This window comes from Pseudomonas sp. LAMO17WK12:I10, assembly GCF_900215185.1.
Taxonomy (GTDB): domain Bacteria; phylum Pseudomonadota; class Gammaproteobacteria; order Pseudomonadales; family Pseudomonadaceae; genus Aquipseudomonas; species Aquipseudomonas chlororaphis.
In genome coordinates, this window is sequence record NZ_OBDX01000001.1 from 272,277 (window position 1) to 286,167 (window position 13,891).

At 63.4% G+C, this 13,891-nt stretch carries 13 protein-coding genes and 2 tRNA genes; 2 read left to right on the forward strand and 13 right to left on the reverse strand.

Annotation, left to right across the window (positions count from 1 at the left end; translation table 11 throughout):
- Window positions 1–37: 37 nt before the first annotated feature.
- The 7 genes from CRO75_RS01115 to CRO75_RS01145 form a co-directional block, all read right to left on the reverse strand.
- A tRNA-Thr gene (locus tag CRO75_RS01115) sits at window positions 38–113 on the reverse strand.
- 77 nt (window positions 114–190) lie between these two features.
- The gene (locus CRO75_RS01120; protein WP_097134197.1) at window positions 191–1,012 is read right to left on the reverse strand and encodes an FkbM family methyltransferase; all 822 of its coding nucleotides are present in this window, start codon (window positions 1,010–1,012) and stop codon (window positions 191–193) included.
- A gap of 347 nt (window positions 1,013–1,359) precedes the next feature.
- Complete coding sequence (locus CRO75_RS01125; RefSeq protein ID WP_097134198.1) at window positions 1,360–2,571, reverse strand: methyltransferase; 1,212 nt, start codon at window positions 2,569–2,571, stop codon at window positions 1,360–1,362.
- An 85-nt stretch (window positions 2,572–2,656) separates the two neighbouring features.
- On the reverse strand, window positions 2,657–3,346 hold the full coding sequence (locus CRO75_RS01130) for an ABC transporter permease (RefSeq protein ID WP_007922607.1): 690 nt from the start codon (window positions 3,344–3,346) through the stop codon (window positions 2,657–2,659).
- Window positions 3,343–4,038, reverse strand: coding sequence for an ABC transporter permease (locus tag CRO75_RS01135; protein ID WP_007922609.1), 696 nt, complete (start codon window positions 4,036–4,038; stop codon window positions 3,343–3,345). The genes CRO75_RS01130 and CRO75_RS01135 overlap by 4 nt, the downstream gene beginning before the upstream one ends.
- A 78-nt stretch (window positions 4,039–4,116) precedes the next feature.
- Window positions 4,117–4,872, reverse strand: coding sequence for an ABC transporter substrate-binding protein (locus tag CRO75_RS01140; RefSeq protein WP_062823955.1), 756 nt, complete (start codon window positions 4,870–4,872; stop codon window positions 4,117–4,119).
- Window positions 4,873–4,885: 13 nt separating this feature from the next.
- The gene (locus CRO75_RS01145; RefSeq protein ID WP_007922616.1) at window positions 4,886–5,659 is read right to left on the reverse strand and encodes an ABC transporter ATP-binding protein; all 774 of its coding nucleotides are present in this window, start codon (window positions 5,657–5,659) and stop codon (window positions 4,886–4,888) included.
- Window positions 5,660–6,213: 554 nt separating this feature from the next.
- Between CRO75_RS01145 and gabP the strand changes: the two genes are divergently transcribed.
- Window positions 6,214–7,611 (forward strand): GABA permease, encoded by a 1,398-nt coding sequence (gene gabP, locus CRO75_RS01150; RefSeq protein WP_097134199.1) that lies wholly within the window; start codon window positions 6,214–6,216, stop codon window positions 7,609–7,611.
- A gap of 110 nt (window positions 7,612–7,721) precedes the next feature.
- Here the strand turns inward: gabP and CRO75_RS01155 are convergent, their stop codons facing one another.
- Both CRO75_RS01155 and CRO75_RS01160 read right to left on the reverse strand, forming a co-directional pair.
- Entirely contained in the window at window positions 7,722–8,120 is a 399-nt protein-coding gene (locus CRO75_RS01155) for a hypothetical protein (RefSeq protein WP_062823953.1), read from the reverse strand.
- A gap of 103 nt (window positions 8,121–8,223) precedes the next feature.
- Window positions 8,224–9,192, reverse strand: coding sequence for an alpha/beta fold hydrolase (locus tag CRO75_RS01160; RefSeq protein ID WP_097134200.1), 969 nt, complete (start codon window positions 9,190–9,192; stop codon window positions 8,224–8,226).
- Window positions 9,193–9,556: 364 nt separating this feature from the next.
- On the opposite strand from CRO75_RS01160, the gene CRO75_RS01165 reads away from it, so the two are divergent.
- A complete protein-coding gene (locus tag CRO75_RS01165) occupies window positions 9,557–10,015 on the forward strand; it encodes a hypothetical protein (RefSeq protein WP_097134201.1) in 459 nt (152 codons plus the stop codon).
- Window positions 10,016–10,102: 87 nt separating this feature from the next.
- Here the strand turns inward: CRO75_RS01165 and CRO75_RS01170 are convergent.
- From CRO75_RS01170 to CRO75_RS01185, 4 genes are all read right to left on the reverse strand, one after another.
- Window positions 10,103–10,178 (reverse strand) — tRNA-Phe (locus tag CRO75_RS01170).
- Window positions 10,179–10,281: 103 nt separating this feature from the next.
- Complete coding sequence (locus CRO75_RS01175; protein ID WP_007921798.1) at window positions 10,282–10,554, reverse strand: oxidative damage protection protein; 273 nt, start codon at window positions 10,552–10,554, stop codon at window positions 10,282–10,284.
- Window positions 10,551–11,618 carry an A/G-specific adenine glycosylase gene (gene mutY, locus CRO75_RS01180; protein WP_097134202.1) on the reverse strand — a complete coding sequence of 356 codons (1,068 nt, stop codon included), beginning with the start codon at window positions 11,616–11,618 and terminating at the stop codon, window positions 10,551–10,553. The genes CRO75_RS01175 and mutY overlap by 4 nt, the downstream gene beginning before the upstream one ends.
- A complete protein-coding gene (locus tag CRO75_RS01185; protein ID WP_097134203.1) occupies window positions 11,615–13,843 on the reverse strand; it encodes an AsmA family protein in 2,229 nt (742 codons plus the stop codon). The genes mutY and CRO75_RS01185 overlap by 4 nt, the downstream gene beginning before the upstream one ends.
- Window positions 13,844–13,891: the final 48 nt, after the last annotated feature.

Genomic DNA, 13,891 nt, shown 5'->3' on the forward strand with positions numbered 1-13,891 from the left:
TTCCAGAGATTTTGAAAGCCTTCTCTGGAACCTTGTATGGTGCCGGCACCAGGAGTCGAACCCGGGACCTACTGATTACAAGTCAGTTGCTCTACCAACTGAGCTATACCGGCGTGTGGGCGACGATTATAGCGATTGGCGGGGTTCTGTAAACCCCTGAAATCTGACTATTTTTGCTTTGTGCCGGGCCCTAGCCGCGGACCAGCACTTTCTTGAGTTTTTCGAGGGCGCGCCACGAGCGGCTGTTGCGCAGGGCGTGGAGTGCAGCTTCGGCGCGGTCGGCGCGTTGGCGTTCGGCGATCAGGGCCTGTTCCAGGTCGGTGGCGGGGGCGACGAAGCGGTGGCCGGGGTTGAACTGGAATTCGTCGAGGTTGCACGGCGGGATGTCGAAGGCGCCCTTGAGGTTCAGGTGTTCTTCGGCCAGGTAGAAGGTGTTGATGCCGTCGAACACCACCGGGTGGTAGCCCGCGCCGGTGACCAGGGTTTCCCAGGCCTGGTCGCGGTTCCACGGGGTTTCGATCAGCAGGATCCACGGCCGCCAGCGGTTGAAGTCCATGCTGCGCAGCACGGTTTCTTCGTGGCCTTCGACGTCGATCTTGAGGAAGTGGATGGGGCCGCCGACGTGGGCCTCGCAGATGTCGCTCAGGGTGCGTGAGCTGACGATCTGGGTCTGCACCGGCATGCCGGCGTCCTTGTGCTGCTGGGCGATGGCGGGGTCGAGGGTGGACAGGCCGGTGTCGGCGATGCCGTAGAAGGTCAGGGCCTCGGCATTGTCGCCGGCGGCGCATTGCAGGTTGGTGTCCCTGGGCCGCTCCTGGCACAGGGCGTGGTAATAGCTCGGCACCGGTTCGACGTTGATGCCGCGCCAGCCGCGATCGTAGAAGGCGCGGGTCACCGAGTCGGCAGTGGGGTGGTTGGCGCCGACGTCGATGTAGAAGCCGTTTTCAACGTGTTTGAGCGCGCGCCACAGGCGGATGTCTTCGAAATTTTGTGCATAAGAAATGAACGTCACTGTCTTTTCCCGTCAATCACAAAGGTTCTGGGCGCCCGCGAGCGCCTGCGTCTGTATAACAAGCGTCGCCGACCGGCGCAATTTGCCGCGCCTGTGGTGCCGGTTTTCGGCTGTTATGTCCTTTGGCATTGACGCTTATGCACAATCGATGGCTGTCGCGTGGCTGTTTTCGCTGATTTTGTGGATCCGTTCTCAACTCGCCGCAACTGGCTGTTTTTTCGCTGATTTATTTTTATGAACAAAAAATGACCAGCTCTGTATTGAGGCTGTAGCAGGCGCTTTCAGCGGCTTTGGCGGGATTTCATCAACAGAGTTATCCACAGGCTGGATAGGATGATGGATCCAACTTATCCACGTTCCGCCAGCAGCATCAGGTTGCGTGGGGTGAGTGGTGCCGGGCAGAACAGGCCCAGTTGCACGCGGTAACCCTGTTCCTGCAAAAACAGCCCGCGATCGAGCACCAGCCACAGCTCCAAGGGCCGGCGAAACAGGCCGCGCAGCAGCTCCAGGTTGCGGACCTGGGCCAGGCGCTGCCAGCCGGCGGCTTCCAGCGCCGGCCAGTCCTGCGAACCGACTGTGGGTAAGTCCTTGAGGGCCGCCAGGTCGCGGCAGTAGTCGGCGAAGGGTTTGTCCAGCCAACTGGCGGGCAGCGACGGGCTGGGCAGGTATTCGTCGACCCCGCGCAGCCGGCGTTGCAGCAGGTCGAAGGCCAGGCGGCGGGCCATGGAGCTGTCGCGTTGGCGGCGCACCCGGGCGCCGGCGGTGACGGTCTCGCTCAGGGGCAGGCCCAGGTCGTCGAGGGACAGTTGCAGCGCCGAGCCCTTGGCCGGGCCGGAGAGCGGCTGGTACTCGGCATGGCTGATGCGGTTATAGCAGCAGGGCGCGATAGCCAGCTGGCGGCAGCCGCGTTCGCTGGCCAGTTGCATCAGGCGTACATGCAGGTCGCCACAGGCGTGCAGGGCCACCGGGGTGTGTTCGGCGCTCAGTCGGGCAGCGGCGTCGACGGCGAGTACGTCCTGCTGCAGGTGGCTGGCCGCTAGCCGATGGTGTTCGCTCAACTGCCGGCCGCTGGCGACCAGCGCCGGGTCGTATTCCAGGCAGGTCAGCCGTTGCCCGGGTTGCAGCAGTCGACGGCCGAGATGGCCCTTGCCCGAGCACCAGTCCAGCCAGTGGCCGGGTGCCCGGGTGAACTCCAGGCAGGCGGCGAAGGCTTCGATCTGCTGCCATTTGCGCCCGGGCACATCGACGTTGAGGCGCTGGCGGGCGGCTGGCACCTCGTGCATCGGCAACTCGGCCACGGCGCCGAGCGCGGCGGCGGTCCGCGCCAGATCGGGGAAGGGTGCGGGAGCATCGAGCCGTTCTGGGTGGTTATGGCTCGCCTCGGCATCGTCCAGGCTGCGCTGGCGCAGCCACTGGGCGAGTTCGCGGTGTCGGGCTTCCCAGGGCAGCTGCGGCTCGGTGAAGGGGCGTGGGCGCCAGAGCGGTTGATGGTCCAGCAGGAAGCGGTCCAGGGCCTGGAAGCGGCTGAGGAGTTCGGGGCCTTGGAGGATGGAGGGCATGCTGGGCTCGGCGGTGTCTGGGGATGGCGATCGCGAGCAAGGCTCGCTCCTACAGGTTAGCGGGGCGCCGGTAGGAGCGAACGGTTCAGCGGCCTTGGCACTGCTCGACGCGCAGCCAGCGTTCCAGCAGCTTGAAGCCTTGCACCAGCACATAGGACATCAGCAGGTAGAACACCCCGGCGGCGAAGAAAATCTCCACCGGCAGGTAGGTGCGGGCAATGATGGTGCGGGCCATGCCAGTCAGTTCCAGCAGGGTCACGGTGCTGGCCAGGGCGCTGGCCTTGAGCATCAGGATCACTTCGTTGCTGTAGGCCGGCAGGCCGATGCGCGCCGCCCGGGGCAGGATGATGTAGAACAGCGCCTTGGGCTTGGACATGCCCAGCGCCCGCGCCGCTTCGATCTCGCCCGGCGGGATGGCCTGGATCGCCCCGCGCAGGATCTCGGCGATATAGGCCGCGGTGTGCAGGGTCATGGTGGCGGTGGCGCACCAGAACGGATCGCGCAGGTACGGCCACATTGCGCTGTTACGCACTGCGTCGAACTGCGCCAGGCCGTAGTAGACCAGGAACAGTTGCACCAGAAGCGGCGTGCCGCGGAAGAAGAAAATGTAGGCATAGGGCAGGGCGCGCACGTACCACAGGCGCGACGAGCGGGCGATGCCCAGCGGAATGGCCAGCAGCAGGCCGGCGATGACCGCGATGGCCACCAGCTCCAGGGTCAGCGTGGCGCCCTGGGCCAGCTTGGGCAGCCACTTGATGATCACTTCCCAGTTCATTGGGCGCTCCTCGCGAAGCCGCGAGCGGCGCGTTTTTCCAGGAAGTGCATGCCGGTCATGGCCAGCACGGTCAGGCCCAGGTACATGAAGGCCGCCACCATATAGAAGGTGAAAGGTTGCTTGGACACGGTCACGGCGATCTGCGAGTGACGCATGATTTCTTCCAGGCCGATCACCGACACCAGCGCGGTGTCCTTCATCAGGATCATGAACAGGTTGCCCAGGCCCGGCAGGGCGATGCGCCACATCTGCGGCATGATCAGCCTGGTGAAGATCCGCCATTTCGACAGGCCCAGAGCCACGCCGGCCTCACGATGGCCCTTGGGAATGGCGAGGATCGCGCCACGGAACACTTCGGTGGCATAGGCGCCGAAGCACAGGCCGAGGGCGATGACCCCGGCGGCGAAGGCATTGAGTTCCAGTTCCGGGTTGCCGAAGAACTCACCCAGGGCGCGCATCAGGTTGACGGTGCCGAAGTAGATCAGCAGCACCCAGAGCAGTTCGGGAACGCCGCGCACCAGGGTCGAATAGGTGCCGCCAAGCCATTGCAGCGGCTTGTACGGGGAAGTCTTGGCCAAGGCGCCGAGCAGGCCGAGCACCAGCCCCAGGCACAGTGCCGAAAGAGCCAGCTTGACGGTCATCAGCGCGCCAGCGGCGAGCGCCGGGCCGAATCCGTAGAGATCGATATTCATGGATGGTTATTCAAGTCGCGGCAGGCTTTGCTAAGGACCGGCGCCCTCGGGGAAGGGCGCCGGGCAGGCCAGTCAGTATCAGTAGATGCTGAACGGGAAGTACTTGTCGTTGATCTTCTTGTAGGTGCCGTCGGCCACGATTTCCTTCAGGGCGGCGTTGAGCTTCTCGCGGATCGGATCGTTCTTGCGCACGGCGATGCCGATCTTGTCGCTTTCTTCAACCGGGTCGCCCTTGAACTCGTAAGGCTTGCCCGCTTCGCTTTTGAGCCACTCGTAGTTGACGTACTTGTCGGCCAGGATCGCGTCCAGGCGGCCGGACGTCAGGTCGAGGAAGGCGTTTTCCTGGGTGTCGTAGAGCTTGATGGTGATGTCGTCGCCCAGGTTGTCTTCCAGCCAGGTGCCGGCCAGGGTGGCGCGCTGCGCACCGATGATCTTGCCCTTGAGGGAAGCCTTGTCGGTCTTGAAGTCGGTCTTGTCTTTAGGCGCGATAAACTGCAGCTTGTTGGAGTAGTACGGGTCGGTGAAGTCCACCGCCTGCTTGCGCTCGTCGGTGATCGACATCGAGGAGATCAGGAAGTCGAACTTCTTCGCGTTCAGGGCCGGGATGATGCCGTCCCAGTCGGAGGTGACCACTTCGCACTCGACTTTCATCTTGGCGCACAGGGCGTCGCCGATGTCTTTGTCGAAACCGACGACCTGGCCGCTGGCATCCTTGTTGTTGAACGGCGGGTAGGCCGCTTCGATGCCCATCTTCAGTTTGTCGGCGGCCATCGCATTGGCCGAGAACACCAGAGTGGCGGCAGCGGCCAGGAGGAATTTCTTATAGCTCTGCATGCGTGTTGCTCCGTTAGCGGTTGCTGGACATGAATTGTTTGCAGCGTGCCGAAAGCGGGTTCTCGAACACCTGCTGTGGCGATCCTTGCTCTTCCACCAGGCCCTGGTGCAGGAACACCACTTCACTGGAGACCTGACGGGCAAAGCCCATTTCGTGGGTGACCAGCAGCATGGTCCGGCCTTCTTCGGCCAGGGCGCGGATCACGTTGAGCACTTCCTGGACCATTTCCGGGTCCAGTGCCGAGGTCGGCTCGTCGAACAGGATGACTTTGGGCTGCATCGCCAGGGTGCGGGCGATGGCGGCGCGTTGCTGCTGGCCGCCGGAGAGCTGGGCCGGGTAGGCGTGGCGCTTGTCGGCGATGCCGACCTTGGCCAGCAGCGCTTCGGCCACTTCGATGGCTTCGGCCTTGCTCTGGCCGAGCACCCGGCGCGGCGCCTCGATGATGTTGTCGAGCACGCTCATGTGCGGCCAAAGGTTGAAGTTCTGGAACACGAAGCCGATTTCGCTGCGCAGGCGATTGATCTGCTTGCCGTCGGCGGCAACCAGTTCGCCGTTCTTGGCGGCCTTGAGCTTGAGTTCTTCGCCGGCCACCAGGATCTGGCCCTGGTGCGGGTTTTCCAGGAGGTTGATGCAACGCAGGAAGGTGGACTTGCCGGAACCGGAGGAACCCAGGATCGAGATCACATCGCCGTCGCGCGCGGTCAGCGAGACACCCTTGAGTACCTCCAGCGAGCCGTACCGTTTGTGCAAGTTGCGGATTTCAAGCGCGGGCGTGGCCTCAGCCATGTGCGGTCCTCATGAGTTCATTGCGCTCCTGCTGGTAGCGGCTTTTCTGGCGAGGCGCCAACCTAGCATAGCGTTCGAATGACAGCCAACAGCGCTTCAGGGTGTAAGCAGACGGCGTGTGACAGGTTGTCGCATCGGCACAGCAGACTGTCGCCCCGTCAACAACCGAACGCCCGTTTGAACCCTGTTCCCAGCGGGTGTCGCGTAAAAAAAGGCGCGATGGTGCCAGCTTTGGCCAGGTGTTGGAAGGGTAAAACGGCCAAAGGTTGCGTATCCGCCCTCTATTTGTGCGTCGCACACTTTTTGTGTGTGTTTCTGGTGCGCTGCTTCGTTCTACAAATGGGTGGTGCGGTAACGTTCTGGCGCAAGGCCATTAATCTCAAGGACTTGCGCTCATCCGTCGGTCACCTTTGCAGCCCGCGCCCGCCGGGAGGCTGTAACATTTTGGCGCAAATCTTGCGTAAGAAATAAAGAACGCCCTGTTGGATTCTTTTTACGAGAAAGAATATCCAGGCCGGGTGGACGCTTTCGCTTTCTTCGCAAAGGTAGTTTCAATGAGCAGTACGCAGACCTCCAATGACCTCGAACAGGGGCTCAAACCGCGGCATGTCACCATGCTGTCGATCGCCGGGGTAATCGGCGCCGGGCTGTTCGTCGGTTCCGGCCACGCGATCGCCGAAGCCGGCCCTGCCGTGCTGCTGGCCTATGCGGCCGCGGGCACCCTGGTGGTGCTGGTGATGCGCATGCTGGCCGAAATGGCCGTCGCCTCGCCGGACACGGGCTCCTTCTCGACTTATGCCGACCGCGCCATCGGCCACTGGGCCGGTTTCACCATCGGCTGGCTGTACTGGTGGTTCTGGGTGCTGGTGATTCCGCTGGAGGCCAACGCCGCCGCGACCATCCTGCATGCCTGGTTCCCTGATATAGCGATCTGGGCCTTTACCCTGGTCATCACCTTGCTGTTGACCGCGACCAACCTGTTCAGCGTGAAGAACTACGGTGAGTTCGAGTTCTGGTTCGCCCTGATCAAGGTCGTGGCGATCATCGGCTTCGTGGTGCTCGGCCTGCTGGCGATCTTCGGCCTGCTGCCGACCAGCAATGTCAGCGGAGTTTCGCACCTGTTCGATACCCAGGGCTTTTTGCCCAACGGCATGGGCGCGGTACTCGCCGCGATGCTGACCACCATGTTCTCGTTCATGGGCACCGAGATCGTCACCATCGCCGCCGCCGAATCGAAGAACCCGGGCCAGCAGATCAGCAAGGCCACCAACTCGGTGATCTGGCGGATCGGCCTGTTCTACCTGGTATCGATCTTCATCGTCGTGGCCCTGGTGCCATGGAATGACCCGAGCCTGGCCCAGGTCGGTTCCTACCAGACCGTGCTCGACCGCATGGGCATCCCCAACGCCAAGCTGATCGTCGATCTGGTGGTGCTGGTGGCGGTGACCAGCTGCCTGAACTCGGCGCTCTACACTGCCTCGCGCATGCTGTTCTCCCTGGGCAAGCGTGGCGATGCCCCGGCCGCGGCCAAGCGCACCAACACTAGCGGCACGCCTTACTGGGCGGTGATCCTGTCCACCGCGGCCGCCTTCCTCGCGGTATTCGCCAACTACGTGGCACCCGCCGCGGTGTTCGAATTCCTGTTGGCCAGTTCCGGCGCCATCGCCTTGCTGGTGTACCTGGTGATCGCGGTATCGCAGCTGCGCATGCGCCAGAAACGCACAGCGGCCGGCGAGAAGATCGCCTTCCGCATGTGGCTGTTCCCGGGCCTGACCTACGCGGTGATCGTGTTCATCGTCGGGGTGCTGACCATCATGCTGTTCCAGGAAGGGCACCGCATGGAGATCGTCGCCACCGGCCTGCTGAGCATCGTCGTGATCGCGGCGGGCCTGCTGGTTGCGCGTCGGCGCAAGCTGGAGAAGCAAGCGGCCGGTGTATTGAGCCGCGCCTGAGTTTTTCCCGGTAACGAAAAAGGCCGCTGTCAGTGCTGACAGCGGCCTTTTTTATGGCCTGTACCGATGCTTTCGCGGGCAAGCCTCGCTCCTGCAGATCGTGTTGAAGCTTATTTCTGCATCAGCGCTTCCGAAGCAGCCAGGTAGGCGGCCTGGAATTCCGGGCTTTCGATCCAGGCCAGGGCGCCGGCCTCGTCGGTCTCGGTGGACCACTGGCGGTACTCGATCAGGGCGGCGAGGATGAAGTCCATGGCGCCTTCCTCGCCTTCCTGCTCGTAGACGATCTCCAGCAGCGGGTCTTCCAGGAACGCCGCGCACATCGCCTGCTGGCTGATCTTCTCGGCGTCGATCATCTTCTTGAACAGCTCGGTCAGGTCCACCGATTCGAAGTCGATGCGGTCGTCGTTCGGGTCCAGTTCCACTGGCGCGGCGTTGCGCTGGGTGCGGTTCTGCTTGGCCTTGGTTTTCGCCCGCTGGGCTCTTTTGTGTTGCTTGTTCGCAGATGCCATGGGCGTCGTACCTTTTGCGCAAAGAGGGGGCCAGGGATGGATACAGTGTCCGGCCTGGCTTTCAGGCGGCAGAGGATGCCAGTAAATGCGCTGCCTGGCACGCTCAACGGCTACCGCTGATCAGGCGTCCCGGGGTGTCGCTGGGCAATGTGGCGTGTTGCAGCCAGGCCAGGGCGATCGGCCACAGGCGGTCCTGGTAATGGCTGCGGAAAAACGCGAAGTGCCCGACTTCCTGCTCGCCGATGTCCGCAGGTTCGATGCGCCAATGGCTGCACTGGCTGGCGGTGAAGTAGCCCAGCAGGCGCTCGATGGCCGGCACGGTGCCGTAAGGGTCGTCGCTGATGCTGATGGCCAGCAGCTGCGCCTTGACCCGGGCGAAGGGCAGCGCCGGATCCCGGTGCGCCAGGTGGCGCCCGCTGGGCCGCCGTTGATAGTGCGCGGTGGGCGTGGCCCAGTCGCGCACCACGCCGGCGGGGGTGTCCTCCAGCCAGCCCAGGCGCTTGCCGGGGAAGTAGCCGTAAATCGCCGTCAGCAGCGGCATCACGACATGCCATTTGCCCAGCATGCGCCAGCGGCTTTCCGGGGCGTAATCGCGCCAGTAGGCGAACTGCGCGCCCACTGTCACCACGCGGCGGATCAACTGCCCGGATGCGCCCAGCCCCGCCGCGCAGCCGCCGAAGCTGTGCCCGACCACGTCGATGGGCTGGCCGGGGAATTCCCGCTGCGCGCGTTGCAGCATGGCTTCGAAGTCCAGGCTGCCCCAGTCCGACCAGGACGCCTTCAGCTTGCGCATCGAGGCCGGCCGCGACTCGCCGATGCCGCGGTAGTCATAGGTGATGACGTCGAAGCCATGGCTGAACAGATAATCGGCGAACCGCGAATAGTGCCGACAACGCACGGAGGTGGCGGCATTGATGATCACCACCGCACGCGCGGGGTCCGGTTCGGCATGGCGCCAGGTGAAACCGCCCAGGATAAAGCCATCGGCGGCGGGCTCGCGGAACGCCGTGCCGGGGCTGCTGGCCGCGGTGCTGGCCGGGTGCAGGGGCGAGGGCGGGGATTGCACGGTCATCGGCGCGTATTCCTTTGCGGGCGAAAAGGCGTGTCGGCTCTTTTTAGGTGCAAGCATTAATAACCGCCTTGTCCGCGCCCTGGCAACCGTCGGGACAGGCGCCGCTGCTAGGTACTTTTGGTTAAAAGCCTCACACCGAATCGATCTAAACGGCCTGGCATCGGGGCGTACACTGAATATCAGGGCCTGGGGCGATCACGGATGCATGACGCTCACGGGCTGTTCATTCGAGCATCGTTTGCCTGAGGCGTAGCTGGGCCATTCAAGATGAAAAGGGGAGACCCGGACGCTGCCGTTCTGGGGCTGGGCTCTTGGCGGTGGCGTTCCCATTCAGTGGTTCGAGACGAACCCGGGAGTGCTCATCATGAAGTCCTTTTACTTGTGTGTCGTAACAGGCGTTCTCGCGGCGTTCCTGTCACTCGCGCCGTTCAGCGTACAGTCCGCCACCCCCAGCAACGAGCCCATCGACCCGGCGGGCGTGCAGCTGGAACCTCAACAGCAGAACGGCATTACCTATCTGTCCGGCGGTATCGGCCTGGACGAATCGCGGACGCTCCTGCAGACCAAGGGGTACAACCTGCACATGACCTTTTCCGTCGGCCCGGAAAACAAATACACCTCGGATGTCGACCTGGCGATCCAGAATCCGCAAGGGCAACCGGTCCTGAGCCTGAATCAGGTGGGCCCCATCGTCCTTGTGCAACTGCCGACCGGCAAGTACCAGGTTATCGCCAGCCGTGGCGGGCATACCGAGCGCAACACGGTGGATATGAAAGTGGCGGGCGTTCGCGACCTCAACCTGCACTGGAATGACAGTTATTGAGTGAAGGTTGCGATGCTAAAACAGGCACATCAAATCGCAGGCAATAAAAAACCCCTGAATCTCGCGATTCAGGGGTTTCGGTATTAGTGGTGCCCAGAGACGGAATCGAACCGCCGACACGGGGATTTTCAATCCCCTGCTCTACCGACTGAGCTATCTGGGCAACGGGGCGCATTAAACGGGTTTTTCGGGGGGGCGTCAAGCAAGTTTTGAAAAAAAGTTTAATTATTACCGCCGCTTACGTTCCCGCCCCGATTTGAGCGCAATTACTCGGACGGCGGCACATAGCCGTCGGCCTTGGCGTATTCCTCTCCGGAGAAGAACTTGTCCATCTCGCCCTGCAGGTATTTGCGGTCTTCGGCGTTCATCATGTTCAGGCGTTTTTCGTTGATCAGCAGGGTCTGGTGTTTCTGCCAGTCGGCCCAGGCCTTGGCGGACACGTGCTCGAAAATCTCCTGGCCCTTGGCACCTGGGTACGGAGGACGCTCCAGGCCCGGCAATTGTTCTTTGTACTTGCGGCACATTACGGTGCGGGTCATTGCAACTCTCCTGCGTTCAATACGTCGGCCGCGCGTTTGAGCAGCTTTTTCACCGGGGCGGCAAGGCCCAGGCGCGGCGGGGTGGCGAGGTTATACCAGAGCCAGTCGGCCTCGGCCACGTGATGGGTGGATGCCTGGACCTGCACCAGCCAGGGCTCGATGGCCAGCTGGAAGTGACTGAAGGTGTGCACCAGGCCGGGCATTTCCTGTTGCTTGCCCAGCTCCAGCGAGTGCTGCGAAGCCAGGTGTTCCAGATCCGCCAGATCGTCCAGCTCCGGCAGGCTCCACAAGCCGCCCCACAGGCCGCTGGAGGGCCGGCGGTACAGCAGAATGGCGCCTTCGTGGTTGGCCAGCATCGGCATCAGCGTGCGTTTCTGCGGGACCGTCTTGCGTGGCTTGGGAATCGGGTAGCGGGTTTCCAGGCCCAGCATGTGCGCTTCGCAGTCTCTTTCCAGGGGGCACAGCAGGCAGCTGGGCTTGCTCCGGGTGCAGAGGGTGGCGCCCAGGTCCATCATCGCCTGGGTGTAATGGTTCACCCGGGTCTGCGGGGTGAAGCGCTCGGCCGCGGCCCATAGCTGCTTGGCCACCTTGGGTTCGCCCGGGTAGCCCTCCTGCGCGGTAAAGCGCGCCAGCACCCGCTTGACGTTACCGTCGAGGATCGGCGCGCGCAGGCCCATGCTGATGCTGGCGATGGCGCCGGCGGTGGACAGGCCGATGCCCGGCAGCCCGGTGAGTTTTTCCACGTCGCGGGGAAACTCGCCGCCGTACTCGGCGACCACGATTTTCGCGGTCTTTTGCAGGTTGCGCGCGCGGGTGTAGTAACCCAGGCCGGTCCACAGGTGCAGCACTTCGTCTTCCGGCGAGGCGGCCAGGGCCTGGACCGTCGGCAGCGAGGCCATGAACCGGTCGAAGTAGTTGAGCACGGTGCTGACCTGGGTCTGCTGCAACATGATTTCCGAGACCCATACCCGGTATGGGTTGATCTCCTGCTGCCAGGGCAGGTCATGGCGGCCATGGCGGTCGTACCAGTCCAGTACCGCCGGTGCGAACTGCTCGGCCCTCATCGTTTGAACAGCCCTTTGAGTGCGTTTTTCAGTTCCGGGCTGACCTTGTCGCCCAGCTTCTCATCGAGTTTTTCGCTGAGGCGATCGCCGGCCAGTTTGGCCGCGACCTGGCCGAGGCCGTCGCGGTCCAGGCGGCAGGCCTTGGCGCCCAGTTCCAGCGGGCCGCGGCAGCGCAGCGGCAGTTCGATGCCGACAAAACGTTCGCCGACCTGGCAGGCCGGGTCCGGCATGTCGCTCTTGTCGCCTTCGACGACGATGCCGACACGGTAATCCATGCCCAGTACGCGCAGGTCGATGTCGCCATTGCCTTTGACGCTCATGCCCGGGATGCGCACTTTCAGGTCCGGGTTGCTGGCCACGCCGTTGCGCAGGGTCAGGTTGCCCTTGAGTTCCTGGAAGGGTGTGTCCTTGCCCCGCGGCTCGCTGCTCAAGGTCTTGCGGTTCAGCGTGGCGATGCCCTGGCACATTTGCTGTTCGAGGTTGGCATTGAGCAGCACGCCGTTGTTGACCACGAAGCTGGCGTTGCCGTTGAGGCCGTCGACCAGCGCTTTCTGGCTGTTGCCGCTGCTGGTCAGGTTGCTGTCTAGGGTCACCAGGCCCTTGACCGGCGGGGTCTGCCCCTGGCTTTCCAGGATGCGTTCCACCGGTACCCGGTTGATCCTGGTCTGCAGGCTCAACTGCGGTGTTGGCTGGCGCACGTCGAGGTTGCCGCTGGCTTCGAAGCTGCCGTTGTACAGCTCACCGCGCAGGCCTTCGAGTTTCAGCAGGCCGCCCTGGCCGTTGACCTTGAGCGTGGCGTTCTGGATCGGCAGCTTGTCCAGGGTCAACTGGCCGAAGCTCAGGTCGGCGTCCACATCCAGCTTGCTCAGGCGTTCCACCGGCAGCAGGCGCTCGGTGCTCCAGGCGCCCTTGGTCGGCGCGTCCGGCAGCGGCGAGTTGCCGGCCCCGGCGACGGCGCTGGCTTCGCTGCTCTGTACTTCGGCCTTGCGCGCGACCGCGGCGCTGTTGGCTTCGGCGGATTTCGGCGGCAGATAGCGGTCGACGTCGAAGGTGTCGGCCTTGAGCTGGGCGCGCAGCGATTGCTTGGCCAGGTCTTCGACCGCCAGGCGGCCGCTGAAGCTGCTGTCGTCGAGTTTCAGGTTGATGTTTTCCAGGGCGATGCTGTTCGGCGTGGCGGACAGGCGGCTGACCAGCTCGACCTTGCTCAGGCTGCCTTCGGCCATGGCCGGCAGGGTCTGGCCGATGCTGTCGACGAACTTGGCCAGGTCGAACTGGGCGATGGAAATGCCGCCGTTGAGCTGCGGGGTCTTGTCCAGGTCGTTGACCTTGAGCTCGCCGATGGCGCGCAGCTGGTTGAGCGAGAGCTTCAGGCTGTTCCATTCGGCGACGTTGGCGGCCTTGTCCAGCAGCAGCTGGCCCTGGGCGGCGAAGGTCAGGGTCTTGCCTTGCAGCGGATCGCCGGCGGCTTCGCCGGACAGCTTCATGTCTTCGAACTGGTAGCGCTTGAGGACGCGGTCGAAGCGCAGCTCGCCCTTCAACTCGGTGCGCACGCGCACGGCCGGCTGGGTGCTGGCGAGGAAGGCGGTGAGCTTGACCGGGGTATTGGTCGCTTCGTGGATCGGGCCGGTGCTCAGTTGGATGCTTTCGGCGGTGAACTGCTTGCCGCTCTGCTCGTCGTTGTATTCCACCCGGGCGTTGTTCACGGTCAGGCTGTCGATATCCAGGCGGATCGGCTGCGCCGGTTTTTCCGTGGTGGCCGGGGTCGTGGTTGTGGTTTCGCCGGTGCTGGTGGCCGGGGTTGCGGCTTGCTTGTCGGCGGGGGCGACCTTGCCGATGTCTTCCCAGTTGCCGTGGCCATCCTTGTTGCGGGTCAGGCGCAGGTTCAGGCCTTCGACACGTACATCGCTCATCTGCACTTCGCGGCGCAGCAGCGGCAGTACGCGGACCGACAAACCGAGCATCTGCAAATCGGCGAACGGCTGGGTCGGATTGGCCAGGGTGGCGACCCCGGCCTCATGCAGTTCGAGGCCGAGCCAGGGGAACAGGCTCCAGCCGATATCGCCATTGAGCGTCAGCTCGATGTGGGCCTTGTCGCGGGCTATCTGGCGAATTTCTTCTTTGTAGTCGTTGGGATCAAACAGGTGAGTCAGGGCGAAGCCGAGAGCCACGATGATCAGCAACAGCCCGAGAAGTACCAGACCCAGGATTTTGCCGAACGCTTTCATGGGCGAGTCCTTGTAGTGTCGAATTCGAATTTAGCCGGGGAGTATAAC

Bases quoted from the DNA above. Each gene is read 5' to 3' on its own strand.
- CRO75_RS01165 (WP_097134201.1), top strand. From the start codon at position 9,557: ATGAAGTCCTTTTACTTGTGTGTCGTAACAGGCGTTCTCGCGGCGTTC.
- gabP (WP_097134199.1), top strand. From the start codon at position 6,214: ATGAGCAGTACGCAGACCTCCAATGACCTCGAACAGGGGCTCAAACCG.
- CRO75_RS01140 (WP_062823955.1), bottom strand. From the start codon at position 4,872: ATGCAGAGCTATAAGAAATTCCTCCTGGCCGCTGCCGCCACTCTGGTG.
- CRO75_RS01135 (WP_007922609.1), bottom strand. From the start codon at position 4,038: ATGAATATCGATCTCTACGGATTCGGCCCGGCGCTCGCCGCTGGCGCG.
- CRO75_RS01175 (WP_007921798.1), bottom strand. From the start codon at position 10,554: ATGACCCGCACCGTAATGTGCCGCAAGTACAAAGAACAATTGCCGGGC.
- mutY (WP_097134202.1), bottom strand. From the start codon at position 11,618: ATGAGGGCCGAGCAGTTCGCACCGGCGGTACTGGACTGGTACGACCGC.
- CRO75_RS01130 (WP_007922607.1), bottom strand. From the start codon at position 3,346: ATGAACTGGGAAGTGATCATCAAGTGGCTGCCCAAGCTGGCCCAGGGC.
- CRO75_RS01185 (WP_097134203.1), bottom strand. From the start codon at position 13,843: ATGAAAGCGTTCGGCAAAATCCTGGGTCTGGTACTTCTCGGGCTGTTG.
- CRO75_RS01145 (WP_007922616.1), bottom strand. From the start codon at position 5,659: ATGGCTGAGGCCACGCCCGCGCTTGAAATCCGCAACTTGCACAAACGG.
- CRO75_RS01125 (WP_097134198.1), bottom strand. From the start codon at position 2,571: ATGCCCTCCATCCTCCAAGGCCCCGAACTCCTCAGCCGCTTCCAGGCC.
- CRO75_RS01160 (WP_097134200.1), bottom strand. From the start codon at position 9,192: ATGACCGTGCAATCCCCGCCCTCGCCCCTGCACCCGGCCAGCACCGCG.
- CRO75_RS01155 (WP_062823953.1), bottom strand. From the start codon at position 8,120: ATGGCATCTGCGAACAAGCAACACAAAAGAGCCCAGCGGGCGAAAACC.